Raw genomic sequence first — 14,914 nt, 5'->3', positions numbered from 1 at the left:
GAAAATGAGAAATCCGCTGCCTGCAGCGGATTTTTTTATAGGCTGCACCAGATTTTTCTCGTGAATTGGACCGTAGTCTTTTCGAGTTATATTCATTCAGCTTGCCCTGTTCCGACAGCCAGACTAACTATAGAAAGCTGCCAATTCACCGTTGAAGCTCCAAACACATATACGCCTCATCTACATAATCATCTGCAAGTTTCAGCGCTTCTGTGTATTCGCCGAACTGGACAAAGCCCAAAGACTCATACAAAGCTTTGGCGCCATGATTATCAACCGCAACCGCAAGATCGATTTTTTCAATGGCAGCATTTTCTCTTATTCGTTCAATTAGAGAGCTCAGCAGTTTTTTGCCTAAACCTTTGCCGCGCATGACAGGAGAGATGTACATGCCCAGAATTTGACCGCGATGCTTCATTTTTTCAAGATTTTCCTGTTTGAACGCAGCAATCCCTGCGAGCTCTGCGTCTGCAAATGCGCCCATTACAAAAGCGGATGCAGAAGGAGTGATTTCCTGAATTAATTCTTCAATTGATTTTTTCTTTTCCGTTTCAAAGCTTGAAGCAAAGTTTGCAGGCAGCTCATTCAGGGCCTGCAGCCGCAGTGCCCGGTACTGTTCTGTGTCTTCTTCTGTCAGCAGCCGATACTCCATTTGAGGCACCTCTTTTCCTTGATCTAGAAGTCAAATCCGGACTTCATTATCTAGTATGGTTCATTTTCCATAAAGCAATGTAAAATCTATTGTGAGTAAAAAATAAAACAGCCTGATGGAGAATCCTCCTTCAGACTGCTGTTTTTAAAATTAATGAAGCTGTTCTTTTACAATTTTATAGTTTTTATGATTGACGACCGTCCGTCTCTCAAGATCTAAATCTCGGAAATTTTCCATATACGTCAAGTCTACAATCACTGAATTTTCATTAACTTTCTCCACGATGCCACGTAAACCGTCTCTGAATTCAATCACATTGCCAACTTTAGCGATTTTCATTTCCTCTCTCCTTCTCTATACAGATCCCCCATTAGGACTATTTAACATTATTTTTTCCGTTAAGTAAAGGCTTTCAGTTAAAATTGTGTAATAATTTTGAAAAAAGGCCAAACAGATTAGATGAAGCAGGTGGATGAAGCATGTTATAGTAAGATAAAATTGATTTTGAAAGAGGCGAATCAGCTTGGTTTCATCAGGTCTTGTCCTCGAAGGCGGAGGAATGCGCGGGGTTTATACAGCAGGTGTTTTAGAATATTTCATGGAAAAAGATCTTTATTTCCCCTATGTCATCGGGGTTTCAGCAGGTGCCTGCATGGGTGCTTCCTATGTTTCCAGGCAAAAAGGAAGAAATAAAACGGTCAACATCAATTACGCCAATCATAAAAGCTATTTATCGTTAAGCAATTATATCCGTCATAAACAGCTGTTTGGGATGGACTTCATTTTTGATGAAATTCCAAACAAGCTTGTTCCGTTTAATTTTGATTCCTTTTTGAAAAGTGATCAGACATTTTTAGTGGGAACAACAGACTGCAAGACAGGGGAGCCTGTTTACTATAATAAAAATGATATCGGCAAGGATATTTTAACGATATTAAGAGCCTCAAGCTCCCTTCCGTTTATAGCCCCAATGATTGACTATGAAGGAAGGAAACTGCTTGACGGCGGGATTGTCGATTCGATCCCGATCAGAAAATCTCAATCAGACGGCAATGCCCGCAATGTGGTGATCTTAACCAGAAATGCAGGATACAGAAAGAAAAAGAGCAGCATGGAGTGGATGGTCAGACGGTCATTCAGAGCGTATCCATTGCTTGCAGATGCCATGCTGAACCGCTATGAGCAGTACAATCAGACGCTTGATTATATTGAGGAGCAGGAAAAGCTCGGAAATGTGTTTGTCATCCGTCCATCCAGAAAGCTTGAGGTTGACCGGATTGAACGAAATCCGGTTAAACTTGAACGGCTCTATGAGCAGGGCTTACAGGATGCAGAAGCCTGTTTTGAGGCTCTGCAGAAGTGGCATGAGCCGCATCACGTATTATCCTGATAAAACATACCCATACGTTTGAAGAGAGTTTCCTGGGGGAAGAGTACAGTCATACTACTTATAAAGGTGTTGTTTAGAATGAATGTATTAATTGCAGGAGCTAACGGAAAAACAGGCAGACATATAATTGAACAAATAGCACGCGGAGGCGAGCACCGCGCAATCGCAATGGTGCGGGATCCGAAGCAGGAAAAAGAGCTTCAAAAGCTGGGTGCCCAAACAGTCGTCGGCGATCTTGAAGGGGATGTATCCCATGCCGTGCATTTAGCAGATGCCATCATTTTTGCTGCGGGATCTGGATCAAAAACAGGACCTGATAAAACGATTTCTGTTGACCAGGAAGGGGCTAAAAATCTGATAGACGCTGCTAAAGAACATCGGATCCAGCATTTCGTTATGCTGAGCTCAATGGGAACAGATAACCCTTCAGCAGGTCCTGAATCAATGGAACAGTATTTCAAAGCAAAGGCAATTGCTGACGAATATCTGCGGGGATCAGATCTTTCTTATACGATTGTCAGACCTGGCGCACTGACGGACGACAGCGCCACAGGAAAGATTGAAGCTTCAGAAAAAATCGAGAACAAAGAAAAACGCAGCATTTCCCGTGAAGATGTGGCGGCGGTTCTGATAGCGTCTCTTACTGGTGAAGAAGTGAAAAACAAAACGTTTGAAATCCTCTCTGGCGAATCAGACATTGAGGAAGCTTTAAAATTTGTTTATTAAGTCATGGACAAGCGGGCTTCTCCTTAGTAAACTTGCATATATGAAAAGATTTGGGGGAAGTTCGTTCCATGGATAATCAATTGGCAAACGAAATGCTGGATTCTTTAAAAAATGGCGAAATCCATGAATATCATGTTCCGAAAGATGTTTTTCTTACCTTTAGAACGGTTCTTGTCGAACGTGAGGATTTCAAGCATTTCCGCGGAATTGCACAGCAGGGCGGAAGCGTCATCTACAAATATTTGCAGGTTCCCCGGAGCTGAAAACAGAACGGCTGTCATATATGACGGCCGTTTTTCTGTTTTTAGGAATTGAGAGAATGTTTATCCACATCATCCTTATGATTTTTCTGTTATCGCTTTAATCTTCTTGATTGCCTCTCTTCTCCACGATTTCACACTCGCAGGACTGACATTTTCACTCTCAGCAATTTCAGTTGGCGTTTTCTTCTCAATGCAATAGCCAATCAGCCATTTTTTCTGCATCGGTGTGAGGATGTCGCCGTAGGATCGGACCATTTGCTCGCTCATTATTTCCTTTATAGGGTCTTCCGTGCCGAAATCGTCATGTTGATCGCGAAGCTCTTCTTTTTCGTGCCTTATATTTTGTTTATTCATTTCATTCAGCATCCTTCCTTTTATACAATGATATAGATAAGTGCTGAATGCGCCTTTTGAGCCGTCATAAGTTTTTGAAGCGTGCCATAAGGCGATGAGTCCGATTTGATAGTATTCTTCATGATGCTGCCTGATGTTTAAATGTTTAATATGAAAATAAATCATACTTTGATGCTTCTCAACCAGTTCCTCAAAACTTTTATCTTCTATCATCGAATTCTCCGATTAGGAGCGCTCCACTTAAATATTCCGCGGTAAATTCATCATAATGGCGATGCCGGAAATCCTAAAAGCAGTATAGAAGGTATATATAGGCGCTTAGGTGCGTCAAATAGGCTGTTTTCCCAGGGGGAAATGGTCTGTTTTCTATTTTTCTTTACAGTGAAAAGCCTGATATGCCTCATTTTTTTGAATATTGAATTGGGATACCTTCCATTTTTTAAGCAATGAATTCAGTGCATAAAGCTGTTAGGCTATTACTTGTACTTCTTACAAGCGAATCCAAATGAAAAATTGGGAGGTTTATAAATGAAGAAAGCATTTTTTACTTTTATGATCATTTCTGCACTTACCTTATCATTATTTGGGTTTGAAAAAGCAGAGGCAGCAACAAAGCACGAGGTTAAAACAGGCGATACTTTATGGCTGATCGGCAAAAAATACGGTGTATCTATTAAAGAGATTCAATCCCTTAATCATAAAAGCGGTCAATTATTATATGTAGGCGAAAAACTGGAGGTCCCTCAATCCATTTCAGATGAAGATAAGGATTTATTGGCGCGAATTGTTCACGCTGAAGCAAAAGGCGAGCCATATGCAGGTAAAGTGGCTGTGGCAACGGTTGTCTTAAACCGTGTAAAAGATGACCGGTTCCCTGATACCATTAAAGATGTTATTTATCAAAAGCAATCAGGGATTTACGCATTTTCTCCAGTAGAAAATGGCGCAATTCATGAACCTGCTGATGATAAAGCTAAAGAAGCAGTCCAAGAAGCCTTGGCTTATGAGGGTATGGGTAATGATTCTGTTTATTTCTATAATCCTGTAACAGCTGAAAGCGACTGGATTCGTACTAGAGAAGTCACGCTTACAATCGGAAAACACACATTTGCAAAATAATGAAAAAAACTCCCTTCCATCTGGATGGGAGTTTTTTGTGCTGTCTCCCAAGTATGACATTTTCCATTTTTTCTTTTTGAATAATTTACAAAATGGGAGGAAATATAAGGGAAAGTATGATCGTGAAGCGTGGTGGAAATCGTGAACAAGATGTATAAGGAGAATGGAAAACCAAAGCAGTCAATGGCTGAAGTGATTACTTGCTTTAAGGCCTCGTCTGATTTTGTTCAATATGAGCATCATGCAAAAGAGATCAATTTTTGGGTGTCTTACATACGGACAGTTGTAGATCCGACGCTTTTACATGAGAGCATTCTCTCTCCTTTGCTGAATGAAAAATGGAATACCCTTGATCAGCTGAAAGAAATTGTGCCCATTGAAGAAATCATTGTCACGATTGACACGGATATTGTTTCGGAGAAATTGCTTGAAGGCTATATCATTATTTCATTCTCTGAGTATGGAAGTCCATGTACGTTGTTACGAGCTACCTTAAATAAAGCAAGAGACATCTCCCTCCCAGAAGTTGAATTCAGTGTGGTAGGACCGAAGGAAGCTTTTGTAGAAGCGATTGAATTTAATATCAATTTGATCCGCAAAAGAATACAAGTGCCGCAGCTGCGGATAAAAGAAATGCAAATAGGTGATCTGTCCAAAACAAAAGTGGCTGTGCTCTACATCGACAGTATAGCAGATGAAGAAAATGTAAATACCATGATCCAGAGGTTAAGAGATATTAATTATGATCAAATAGGCGACAGCGGCTATGTGGCTCAGTTCATATCTGATAACCATAACTCTCCGTTTCCTCAGGTGCTTGATTCAGAACGGCCTGACAGGGTGGCAGCCGTTCTTTCAGAGGGGAAGGTCGCCGTCGTTGTTGATGGCTCGCCGCAGGTTTTAATCGGCCCGACAACCCTTGTAGAATTTTTCTCTTCTTTTGAAGATTATTATCTAAATTGGGTACTGTCATCATTTTTCAGGCTGATCCGCGTATTTGCCGTAGCCTTTTCTATCTTAGTAACGCCTGTATACGTAGCGACCCTAACCTATCATTATGAATTAATTCCAAAGGATCTGCTGAGCACGCTCGTAACCTCGCGGCGCGAGATTCCGCTTCCCCCAATACTTGAGGCGCTGTTTTTGGAGCTGACGATTGAACTCCTTCGGGAAGCGGGTGCACGTTTGCCGACAAAGGTCGGACAGACAATCGGTATCGTAGGCGGGATCGTTATTGGGACGGCATCGGTTGAAGCGGGTCTGACCAGTAACGTTCTCCTGATCATCGTCGCTTTGGCGGCACTTGCATCGTTTACAACACCGGTTTACAAGATGGGTAATACGATTCGGCTGCTTCGCTTTCCATTTTTAATTTTCGCCCAAATTTATGGGCTTCTCGGCATAGTTTTATGTTTTTGTTTTTTAGCCACTCATCTCTTAAGGCTGACATCTCTCGGAAGGCCCTTTTTAGTGCCGATCTATCCGCCCCGGAGCCGGGATCTTAAAGATGCGATTATCCGTTTCCCTTTCTCAACATTAAACAAAAGGCCTTTGGCCCTGCGGACGAAACAGCCAGATAAATTTTCAGCGAAGAAAGCAAGACAGAGACATGATATAGATGAATAGCAGATTGTGAGGTGTCCAGATGAAAAAGATCGCAGAACGATATCAAGTTTCGCCATTTCTTGTGTTTTTTCTTATTCACTCCCTTCAGTTTGGTGTCGGAGTGCTTGGCTTTCAGCGTTTTATTTCACTGGACTCCGGTCATGATGCCTGGATAGCTGTGCTTGCTTCAGGAGTCGTTGTTCATATATCGATTTTTTTGATTTATCAGATTTTAAAGGACCAAGAGGGAAACATCCTTGATATTCATAAAAAGATTTTTGGCAAGTGGATCGGCAATGGGTTAAATGCCATTGTCATAATTTACTTTGCCGCTCTTGCCATTAACGTCCTCCGAACCTTTATCGAAGTTATTCAAGTATGGATGTTTCCAGATCTCAATGTCTGGATTTACAGCTTTATTTTTCTGGTGCTAGCTTATTACATATTAAATGGCGGTTTTAGGGTAGTGGCGGGTATTTGTTTTTTTGGTGTGGTGCTCCCGGGATACCTGATTTTCACCTTTTTGTTCACACTGAAATTTGCGAATTATAATAACCTGATGCCTTTTTTTGATCACTCCATCAGTGACCTTTTAAAAAGCACGAAGAATATGTCGCTGACAGTGCTTGGTTTTGAAGCGCTGTTTATGTATTATCCTTTTCTGAAAAATCCCGAAAAATCGAAGAAGTGGGCGCACTTTGGTGCAGCAGTTACAACTTTCATCTATGTGATTATTATGCTGTTCAGCATCATTTATTTCAGTGAAGAGCAGCTTCAGAAAAACGTATGGGCAACACTTACGATCTGGAAAATCGTCGAAATGCCGTTTGTGGAAAGGTTTGAATATATCGGAATCGCAAACTGGAACCTTGTCATTTTGCCGAACGTTTGTTTAACCCTCTGGTGTGCAAGCAGAGGCATGAAGCAGCTTGTGAAAATAAAGCAGAAATATACGATTCTGATTGTACTTGCCGTCAGTTACGCGGCTGTTAATGTCATTAAAGACCGCGAACAGATCAATACGATTAACACATTTTTAGGGGAGGCAGGATTCTATATTTATATAGCCTACATTCCGATTCTGTATTTGCTCACTCTGATCTACCGTAAATGGAAGGGAGGAAAAAAGATTGAAACGTAAATTGCTTGTTCTTCTCATTCCGCTGTTTTTGACAGGATGTCTTGAAAAAGAAATATTGGACGATGTTAATATTATTACAGTCGTAGGCTATGACATGGAGGGCGCAGATCAAATGAAAGGAACGGTTGTCATTCCGGTTTATACGCAGGATGCCCCTGTAGAAAGTGAAATCATCGAATCTACTTCATCTACTGAGGTCAGCAAAGATATTTTAACGCACCTGCAGCGTAAATCATCTGATCCCCTCGTCCTTGGGAAAATTTCTGTTGTTATCTATTCAGAGGGTGTTGCTGAAAAAGGACTGACCAACCTTGTGGATACGCTGCAAAGGGATGCAAGTGTCGGTTCCCGCGTCTATTTGACGGTAGGCAGAGAGGATGCCAATTCCATAATGAAAGCGAAATTCGGAAATAGAGGTGCAGCTGCCTATATTTCAAACCTGATTCGCCATAACATTGAAAGCAGGGACGTTCCTAAAACAAACCTGCACCTTTTCCTATATGATCTCTATTCAAAAGACAGTGATCCCTTTTTGCCGATTTTAAAAAAAGGCGAAGGAGGCAAGGTTGAAATTGATGGCCTGGCCTTATTTAAAGGAGACAAAATGATCAGTGAAATTTCAAATGAGAAACTGATTTTCTTTAAACTGATTGCTGATAAATATACGGAAGGAACTTATGCTCTCAAACTGCCAAAAAAAGAACAGGTGGCCATTAAAGCGATTGCATCTGACCGCAAAATTGAAGTGAATAAAAAGGATCCATCCAAATTGACGATAAAGGTTAAGCTGAGCGGGTTTGTTCAGCAGTATACTGGGGATATGATCACGCCTAAAATCAAACATGAAATGGAGAAAGCCTTTGAGAAAGAGATTATAAAAGAATCGAAACAAATGATTGAACAGTTTAAAGAACTTGAGATCGATCCGCTGGGACTGCAGGATTTGGTGCAAAGTCATATTCGCGGCTTTCATAAAAAAGAATGGAAAGAGATTTATCCAAAATTATCCGTAGAAATTAAACCTGAAGTCATGATTACGGAAACCGGGGTAATAGAGTAGGGAAAAATGATCATTAAAACAAATTATAAAATATTTGGGTGACTTGTCTCATATCCTTTTAGAAAGTTCTTCCCGGGGAGTGAGTCAGCATGAATTCTTTTTTCAAAGGTACCCTCTTATTGATCGTAGCCGCTTTTTTCAGTGAATGCATTGAATTTTTCGTTAACATGATCTTGGCGAGAGAACTTGGAGAAGAAGGAATGGGCAGATATATGTCCATTTTGCCTGTCATCTTTTTAGTTGCTGTTCTTGCAAGTCTTGAACTGCCGATTTCCATTTCCAAATACATCGCTGAAAACAATCGGGTCCTGCATTACAGCATGCTGCGCCACGCACTGCAGATGACAATGATTGTTACACTTGCTGTGCTGATGGCAAGCATCATCCTTTTTTCAGCTACGTCTTTGCTTGACGGATTTCATCCAATGATTAAATGGCTGATTATTGGGCTCATTCCGATTGCATCGTTCTCCTCGATTGCGAGGGGGTACTTTATGGGTGTGCAGCAGATGGGAAAGATTGCTTTTTCAAATTTTTTGCGAAAAGCGGTGCAATTCAGTGTGCTTCTGCTTATTTTCACCATCTTTAAGTTCGATCAACATGCTTTGCTGATTGCGCTCTGTGCTTTTATTGGCAGTGAACTGATTGTTTTTGTTTATTTGATCAGTGTGTTTATGATACATATGCATGCTCTGAAATATGAAAACAACACATTTACAACCGGTAAACACGCAAGGCAAAAGCTGCTGTCTGTATCCCTCCCGACTACAGGCTTGAGGATCTTTCATGCCATCACAAATGCGATCCAGCCTTTTTTAATCCAGACAGCACTCATTACGGCAGGATTCACCACGGTTGCAGCAACTGAGCATTTTGGCATGCTGACGGGTGTAGCAATGACCATTGGCTTCTTTCCGGCATTTATTGCCCATTCATTAATGATTATGCTGATTCCAAACGTTTCTGATTCATACGCCAGGCAGGATACTAAGACATTGCGGGTGCTTCTCCAGCAATCGATGTCTTTTACCATGCTTTACGGAATACCGGCCGTATTTATTATTTATCTTTTTGCAGAACCGCTGACATCGCTGTTCTTCTCATCTGATCAGGCAGCTTTTTATCTGAAGCTGCTGTGGCCATACTTTTTGTTTCATTTTTTCGTCATTCCCATGCAGGCTTATTTAATAGGACTTGGGCTAGTGAAGGATGCTTTTTACCACACTGTCTGGTCGCATATTGTCTCCTTTGGGATGATGTTTCTGCTTGGTTCACAGCCCTCGCTGCAAATGGCAGGAATTATTCTTGGGATGAATACAGGCATTGTGCTTTTAACGCTCATGCATTATGTGACAATTTGCCAGAAGATCGGGATTACGCTGTGGCTCACAGAGCGCAGGGACAGTGTTTACCGATGATTCTGAAAGCTCGCAATACACTTGCTAGTCCGATAATAAGAAAAAGGATTGAAATAGCCCTTGACCCGCTGTAAAATACGAAGATAACTTCATACGTTTTCCTTATATAATCATGGAGATATGGTCCATAAGTTTCTACCTGGCAGCCTTAAAGTGCCGGACTATAAGGAGAGTACGAACAGGCAGTCTGATGAAGAGACCGCTGTTCAAGCTTTCTTTATAAAGTCTTGAACAGCGGTCTCTTTTTTTTATTTCTTTTTAGACGTCAGACATCTGACCGCGTCCGTTCATGATTGGAAAACGACTGATGACTTTAATAGATGGGGGCATTCATTTGAGTATTATATATGGAATTTTATCACTTGCAGGCATTTTATTTCTCGGCTGGCTTCTAAGCAGCAATCGCAAAAGCATTCCCTGGAAAACTATCGGCATAGGGTTATTGCTTCAAGCTGCTTTAATTTTATTTGTCATGAAGGTTAAAGCGGGAGAGATGATCTTAGAGAAAGCCGCTTTTGCTGTTCAAAAGATAATTGATTTCAGCAGTGAAGGCATTGAATTTGTATTTGGCGGGTTTTACGGAGAAGGCACAAACATTACGTTTGTGTTTGCGATAAATGTACTTGCAGTTGTTATCTTTATTTCTGCACTTATATCGGCTCTTTATTATTTGAGAATTATCCCTTTTGTTGTAAGAATTATTGGTTTATCAATTGGGAAACTGCTTGGAACAACCAAGGTTGAAACGTTCAGTGCTGTCGGAAATTCCTTTTTGGGGCTGGTTGAAGCACCGCTGCTTGTTCGTCCGTATTTAAAGGATTTAACACGATCAGAATTATTTGCGGTGATGGTTGGCGGTACGGCTTCAGCAAGCGGAGCAATCCTTGTCGGGTATTCACTGATGGGAATCGATATGAAGTATCTTCTTATCTCTGTATTCAGTGTACCTTTTGTTTCTTTAATCATTGCGAAACTTTTAGAGCCGGAAACAGAGGTTTCCAAAACAAATGACAATGTGGCGATGGAAAAAACGAAGCATGCGAATGTTTTTGAAGCGATCGCTGAAGGAGCAGTCAGCGGCGTAACTCTTGCCCTGAACATAGGAGGACTTCTAATAGCGTTTATCAGTATTCTCGCTCTGATCAATGGAGGACTTGGACTGATCGGAACGGACCTGTCAACGATCTTCGGATATGTGTTTTATCCATTTGCCATCATGATCGGTATTCCGTTTGAGGATGCTTTCAGAGCAGCTTCTATTATCGGTACGAAATTATCAGTCAATGAATTTGTTGCTTATCTTGATTTAAGTAAAATGATTGATGAGTTAGATCCTAAAACTGTTGCCATCCTCTCAATTGCTCTCTGCAATTTTGCGAACCTGTCGTCAATCGGTCAGCTGATTGTCGGATTAGGGTCACTTGAACCAACAAAACGCCCCCTCGTTTCAAAGCTTGGATTAAAAGCGATTGTCGGCGGAACATTGGCAAGTTTTATTACCGCAGTTTTAGTCGGAATGTTCATGTAAGATAGAAAAGCACCTTCATCAGGGTGCTTTTTCTTATGGAACAAGGTCCCTTTTTCTGCGGACAATTTCTAAAAGTGCGGCCGGTAAGCGTAAATTAAATTGTATGTCAAAAAGGCGGGAGGGTTTTAGTTGGGAATAAAAATGATTAAGCTGTCTGTTCTGTATTTGGCTGTTGGTCTTCTGCTCGGACTGTTTATGTCGATTGCCCATGACTATACATTGACGTCAGTTCACGTGCACATTAATTTATTGGGCTTTACGACACTTACGATTGCCGGTATCTTATATTATGCATTTCCGGAGTTAACCGACCACTTTTTGGCAAAGGCTCACTTTTGGCTCCATAATATCGGACTTCCCGTAATGATGATTGGGCTTGCGTTTACAGTTTCGGGAAATAACAGTCTTGTGCTTTTTACCATCACTGGATCCTTCGCAACAGTGATTGGGCTTTTGTTTTTCGTTTGGAATGTTTTGGCGAATTTAAAATGAAACGAAAAAAGGAAGCACGTCATCATGCTTCCTTTTTGGTTAATTTTTATAAGTGTATTCCTGATACTTCCCAGTGCCATTGCACTGCAGGCATTTTTTCGTAAGCGGAATAAAAGGATTTGTTCTGATTTTGCCTGCTCCGCTGCAATGTCTGCAGATGACGACAAGTGCCATCACATGTCCTCCTCTCAAAATAGACAAGCTGACTTCGCATCTATTTTCGGGAAAAAAGGATGTTTTTATACATCTTGCTTATGTCTTGAGATCCATTCCTCTCTCAGCATGCCCATCTTGATAGAATCATAATAGACACCTTTATAAAGTCTGCACTTGCGGATTCTGCCTTCTTCTTTCATTCCTGTTTTTTCAGCCACTCTGATCATTCTGACGTTCCCGGACCATGTCGTTAAACCGATGCGAATCAAGTTGTATTTTTCAAATAAGTGCTGAATCCAAAGGTTCATAGCTTCTGTGCCAATTCCGCTGTGCCAATTTGACGGCTCATAGATGACGATGCCAACTTCAAGCCAATTTGATGGCTGATGCTCCCAGTAGTAGGTGACCATTCCGATCAGCCGCTGATCTTCATATATATAAAGTCTGTTTGGGTTAGGATCTTTGATTTCTTTCTTTTTTTGCTTCTCGAAATCTTTTTTTGTCATCATGCCTAAGGGGAAATAAGGAGCATCCCATTTCTTCCATTCAGGCTCTGCCTCGCCGTATACAAAATGAAATAATTTAGGGATATCATCTGTACTTAATTGTTTTAAAGTTACTCTTTCACCACGAAGCATATAGTTCATCCAACTCCTTTCTTAAAAAATTCTCCTCCTTTAGTTGGATTCCTTTTCCTCAGTAAGAGTATTTTGTAAAATATGAATTCAATAACTGTAAATAGGGAAGATGAATAAAAAACCGACCTTAATAACCACATCATCATTCGGAAAAGAACTCCTTTCCGGAAATCTGTATAAAACCTTTTATACTTTAAACTCTTGATGGCAGACGAAAATGGAACTTTACTAGATTTTATTGATAATTATTATTAAATAGAAATAATAATAATTTTTAATTGAGTTTTGCGTACAGTTTGGTATAATGAGACATATACTGATTCGACATAGCGGATATATGGGGATTTGCTGCTGGCCATCAGCAGCATTTATCTTTTTCTTAAGCTTACTGAAGATGATTATTTTTCTCAATTAGGGAGGTATACAATGCTTGTAAATGAAAATGCTTTTCATCAGACAGATGATGAGAATACAAAATTTGATAGACTAAAAGAATACGGGGAACTAATTGCGGCCATCCTCTCTGGGATTCTGATTTTAATAGGGTGGGCCATTCAAACGAATCAGGGGGACTCGCCTGCAGCTGTCGCTTTATTTATATCAGCCTTTTTAATCGGCGGATATGCGAAAGCAAAAGAGGGAATTGAAGAAACACTTGAAGAGAGAAAGCTAAATGTTGAATTGCTGATGGTTTTTGCAGCCATTGGTTCAGGAATTATTGGATACTGGATTGAAGGGGCCATCTTAATCTTTATTTTTGCATTAAGCGGAGCGCTTGAAACCTTTACAATGAATAAAAGCCAGCGTGAGCTTTCTGCGCTGATGGAGCTGCAGCCGGATGAAGCTTCCCTGCTTAAGGACGGCAAAGAAACAAGAGTTCATGTGTCTTCTCTTGAAATTGGAGATTTGATCGCTGTTAGACCAGGGGAGCGCATCCCGACAGACGGGACAGTAGCGTCTGGAACGACAAGTATTGACCAGGCTGCCATAACAGGTGAATCCATTCCAGTGGAGAAAAAGACGGAAGACACAGTATTTGCAGGTACGGTTAATATTAATGGTTCGATTACAGTCAAAGTAACAAAAAACAGCGATGAGACTCTTTTCCAGAAAATCATCAAGCTTGTTCAATCTGCTCAGTCTGAAAAGTCGCCTTCCCAGCAGTTTATCGAACGATTTGAAGGCACTTATGTAAAAGGGGTATTGATTGCAGTTGCGCTGATGATGGTTTTGCCGCACTATCTGCTTGGCTGGAGCTTCAATGAGAGCTTCTACCGGGCGATGGTTCTGATGGTAGTGGCATCACCATGTGCATTGGTCGCATCGATTACGCCTGCAACTCTGTCAGCAATTTCTAACGGGGCAAGAAACGGTCTGTTATTCAAAGGCGGTGTTCACTTAGAGAGATTAAGCAAGCTGAAGGTAATCGCTTTTGACAAAACAGGCACACTTACAAAAGGGGAGCCTGTTGTAACAGATGTGAAAATCAGCGAAAATGCAGATGAAATGGACGTTTTCAAAGCGGTGCTGTCGATTGAGAAGCAGTCCAATCATCCGCTTGCAAAGGCAATAGTTGGCTATATTGAAAAGAAATATTCTGCTCTTCATCCCGAAATGCTTGATGTACAAGAGCAATCCGGTTTTGGCGTAACGGCCAAATGGAAGGGTGAAATGTGGAGTGTCGGGAAGCCCGCTTCGGAAAATAACGAAGAGAACATGATGACGGCTTTTGGTTTAGAGAAAGCAGAAGAGGGAAAAACCATTGTCTATGTGAAAAACGAGAGCGGGATCGCGGCCGTTCTTAGTCTGCAGGATGTACTGAGAGACGATGCCGTTCAAGCGATTGATGAGCTGAAACAAGCTGGAATTCATACAGTGATGCTGACAGGAGATAATGAGTCCACAGCACAATCTATTGCAAATGCAGCAAAAGTAGACCAATTTATTGCGGAATGCCTGCCTGATGATAAGGTGGCAGAAGTGAAGAAGCTTGCGAAGAAGTACGGACATACAGCCATGATCGGAGACGGCATTAATGATGCTCCTGCCCTGGCTGCTGCAAGTGTAGGAATTGCCATGGGTGAAGGGACGGATGTTGCTCTTGAAACGGCCGATGTTGTCCTGATGAAAAATGATCTGACGAAACTGAAAAAAGCGATTGAGGTTTCACGGAAAATGGATAAAATCATCAAACAGAATATTGTTTTTTCAATGTCAGTCATTGCCCTGCTGATCTGTTCGAATTTCCTGCAGGTGCTTGATTTGCCGCTTGGAGTCATCGGGCATGAAGGAAGCACAATTCTTGTAATTTTAAATGGACTGCGGTTATTAAGATAAAAAAAATGGACGAAAGATTTCTTTCGTCCATTTTT

The 14,914-nt window shown here is 41.1% G+C and carries 16 protein-coding genes and 1 riboswitch; of the genes, 11 read left to right on the top strand and 5 right to left on the bottom strand.

Annotated features, from left to right (window positions below):
* Nucleotides 1-145: 145 nt before the first annotated feature.
* Nucleotides 146-652 (bottom strand): GNAT family N-acetyltransferase, encoded by a 507-nt coding sequence (locus tag E2R53_RS09230; protein ID WP_133311481.1) that lies wholly within the window; start codon nt 650-652, stop codon nt 146-148.
* A 150-nt stretch (nt 653-802) separates the two neighbouring features.
* Nucleotides 803-991, bottom strand: a complete 189-nt coding sequence (locus tag E2R53_RS09225) for a YkvS family protein (protein ID WP_029281718.1) — start codon at nt 989-991, stop codon at nt 803-805.
* Between the two features lie 184 nt (nt 992-1,175).
* Between E2R53_RS09225 and E2R53_RS09220 the strand changes: the two genes are divergently transcribed.
* From E2R53_RS09220 to E2R53_RS09210, 3 genes are all read left to right on the top strand, one after another.
* Nucleotides 1,176-2,042 carry a patatin-like phospholipase family protein gene (locus E2R53_RS09220; protein ID WP_286166130.1) on the top strand — a complete coding sequence of 289 codons (867 nt, stop codon included), beginning with the start codon at nt 1,176-1,178 and terminating at the stop codon, nt 2,040-2,042.
* 78 nt (nt 2,043-2,120) lie between these two features.
* Nucleotides 2,121-2,768 carry an SDR family oxidoreductase gene (locus E2R53_RS09215; RefSeq protein ID WP_133311480.1) on the top strand — a complete coding sequence of 216 codons (648 nt, stop codon included), beginning with the start codon at nt 2,121-2,123 and terminating at the stop codon, nt 2,766-2,768.
* Nucleotides 2,769-2,836: 68 nt separating this feature from the next.
* The gene (locus tag E2R53_RS09210; RefSeq protein WP_133311479.1) at nt 2,837-3,031 is read left to right on the top strand and encodes a hypothetical protein; all 195 of its coding nucleotides are present in this window, start codon (nt 2,837-2,839) and stop codon (nt 3,029-3,031) included.
* A 75-nt stretch (nt 3,032-3,106) separates the two neighbouring features.
* Here E2R53_RS09210 and E2R53_RS09205 read toward each other — a convergent pair whose 3' ends face one another.
* Nucleotides 3,107-3,598: a sigma-70 family RNA polymerase sigma factor gene (locus tag E2R53_RS09205; protein WP_133311478.1), complete on the bottom strand. Its 492-nt coding sequence runs from the start codon at nt 3,596-3,598 to the stop codon at nt 3,107-3,109.
* Nucleotides 3,599-3,913: 315 nt separating this feature from the next.
* Between E2R53_RS09205 and E2R53_RS09200 the strand changes: the two genes are divergently transcribed.
* The 7 genes from E2R53_RS09200 to E2R53_RS09170 all read left to right on the top strand — a co-directional run bounded on the left by E2R53_RS09200 (nt 3,914) and on the right by E2R53_RS09170 (nt 11,748).
* On the top strand, nt 3,914-4,504 hold the full coding sequence (locus tag E2R53_RS09200) for a cell wall hydrolase (protein ID WP_133311477.1): 591 nt from the start codon (nt 3,914-3,916) through the stop codon (nt 4,502-4,504).
* A 150-nt stretch (nt 4,505-4,654) separates the two neighbouring features.
* Nucleotides 4,655-6,130, top strand: a complete 1,476-nt coding sequence (locus E2R53_RS09195) for a spore germination protein (protein WP_206197382.1) — start codon at nt 4,655-4,657, stop codon at nt 6,128-6,130.
* 19 nt (nt 6,131-6,149) lie between these two features.
* Nucleotides 6,150-7,250: a GerAB/ArcD/ProY family transporter gene (locus E2R53_RS09190; RefSeq protein ID WP_133311476.1), complete on the top strand. Its 1,101-nt coding sequence runs from the start codon at nt 6,150-6,152 to the stop codon at nt 7,248-7,250.
* On the top strand, nt 7,240-8,310 hold the full coding sequence (locus E2R53_RS09185) for a Ger(x)C family spore germination protein (protein WP_133311475.1): 1,071 nt from the start codon (nt 7,240-7,242) through the stop codon (nt 8,308-8,310). Before E2R53_RS09190 ends, E2R53_RS09185 begins: the two co-directional genes overlap by 11 nt.
* A gap of 89 nt (nt 8,311-8,399) precedes the next feature.
* Nucleotides 8,400-9,728: a polysaccharide biosynthesis protein gene (locus E2R53_RS09180; RefSeq protein WP_133311474.1), complete on the top strand. Its 1,329-nt coding sequence runs from the start codon at nt 8,400-8,402 to the stop codon at nt 9,726-9,728.
* 82 nt (nt 9,729-9,810) lie between these two features.
* Nucleotides 9,811-9,912: riboswitch (purine riboswitch) on the top strand.
* Nucleotides 9,913-10,062: 150 nt separating this feature from the next.
* Nucleotides 10,063-11,256 carry a NupC/NupG family nucleoside CNT transporter gene (locus E2R53_RS09175; protein ID WP_133311473.1) on the top strand — a complete coding sequence of 398 codons (1,194 nt, stop codon included), beginning with the start codon at nt 10,063-10,065 and terminating at the stop codon, nt 11,254-11,256.
* Nucleotides 11,257-11,385: 129 nt separating this feature from the next.
* Nucleotides 11,386-11,748 carry a cytochrome-c oxidase gene (locus E2R53_RS09170; protein ID WP_133311472.1) on the top strand — a complete coding sequence of 121 codons (363 nt, stop codon included), beginning with the start codon at nt 11,386-11,388 and terminating at the stop codon, nt 11,746-11,748.
* Between the two features lie 39 nt (nt 11,749-11,787).
* Here the strand turns inward: E2R53_RS09170 and E2R53_RS23535 are convergent, their stop codons facing one another.
* A complete protein-coding gene (locus E2R53_RS23535) occupies nt 11,788-11,922 on the bottom strand; it encodes a hypothetical protein (protein WP_286166129.1) in 135 nt (44 codons plus the stop codon).
* 65 nt (nt 11,923-11,987) lie between these two features.
* Complete coding sequence (locus E2R53_RS09165; protein WP_286166128.1) at nt 11,988-12,542, bottom strand: GNAT family N-acetyltransferase; 555 nt, start codon at nt 12,540-12,542, stop codon at nt 11,988-11,990.
* 426 nt (nt 12,543-12,968) lie between these two features.
* Here E2R53_RS09165 and E2R53_RS09160 point away from each other — a divergent pair, with 426 nt between their 5' ends.
* On the top strand, nt 12,969-14,879 hold the full coding sequence (locus tag E2R53_RS09160; protein ID WP_133311470.1) for a heavy metal translocating P-type ATPase: 1,911 nt from the start codon (nt 12,969-12,971) through the stop codon (nt 14,877-14,879).
* Nucleotides 14,880-14,914: the final 35 nt, after the last annotated feature.

This window comes from Peribacillus frigoritolerans (genome assembly GCF_004358755.1).
Taxonomy (GTDB): domain Bacteria; phylum Bacillota; class Bacilli; order Bacillales; family Bacillaceae; genus Bacillus_P.
This window is presented reverse-complemented; position numbering and strand designations above follow the sequence as displayed.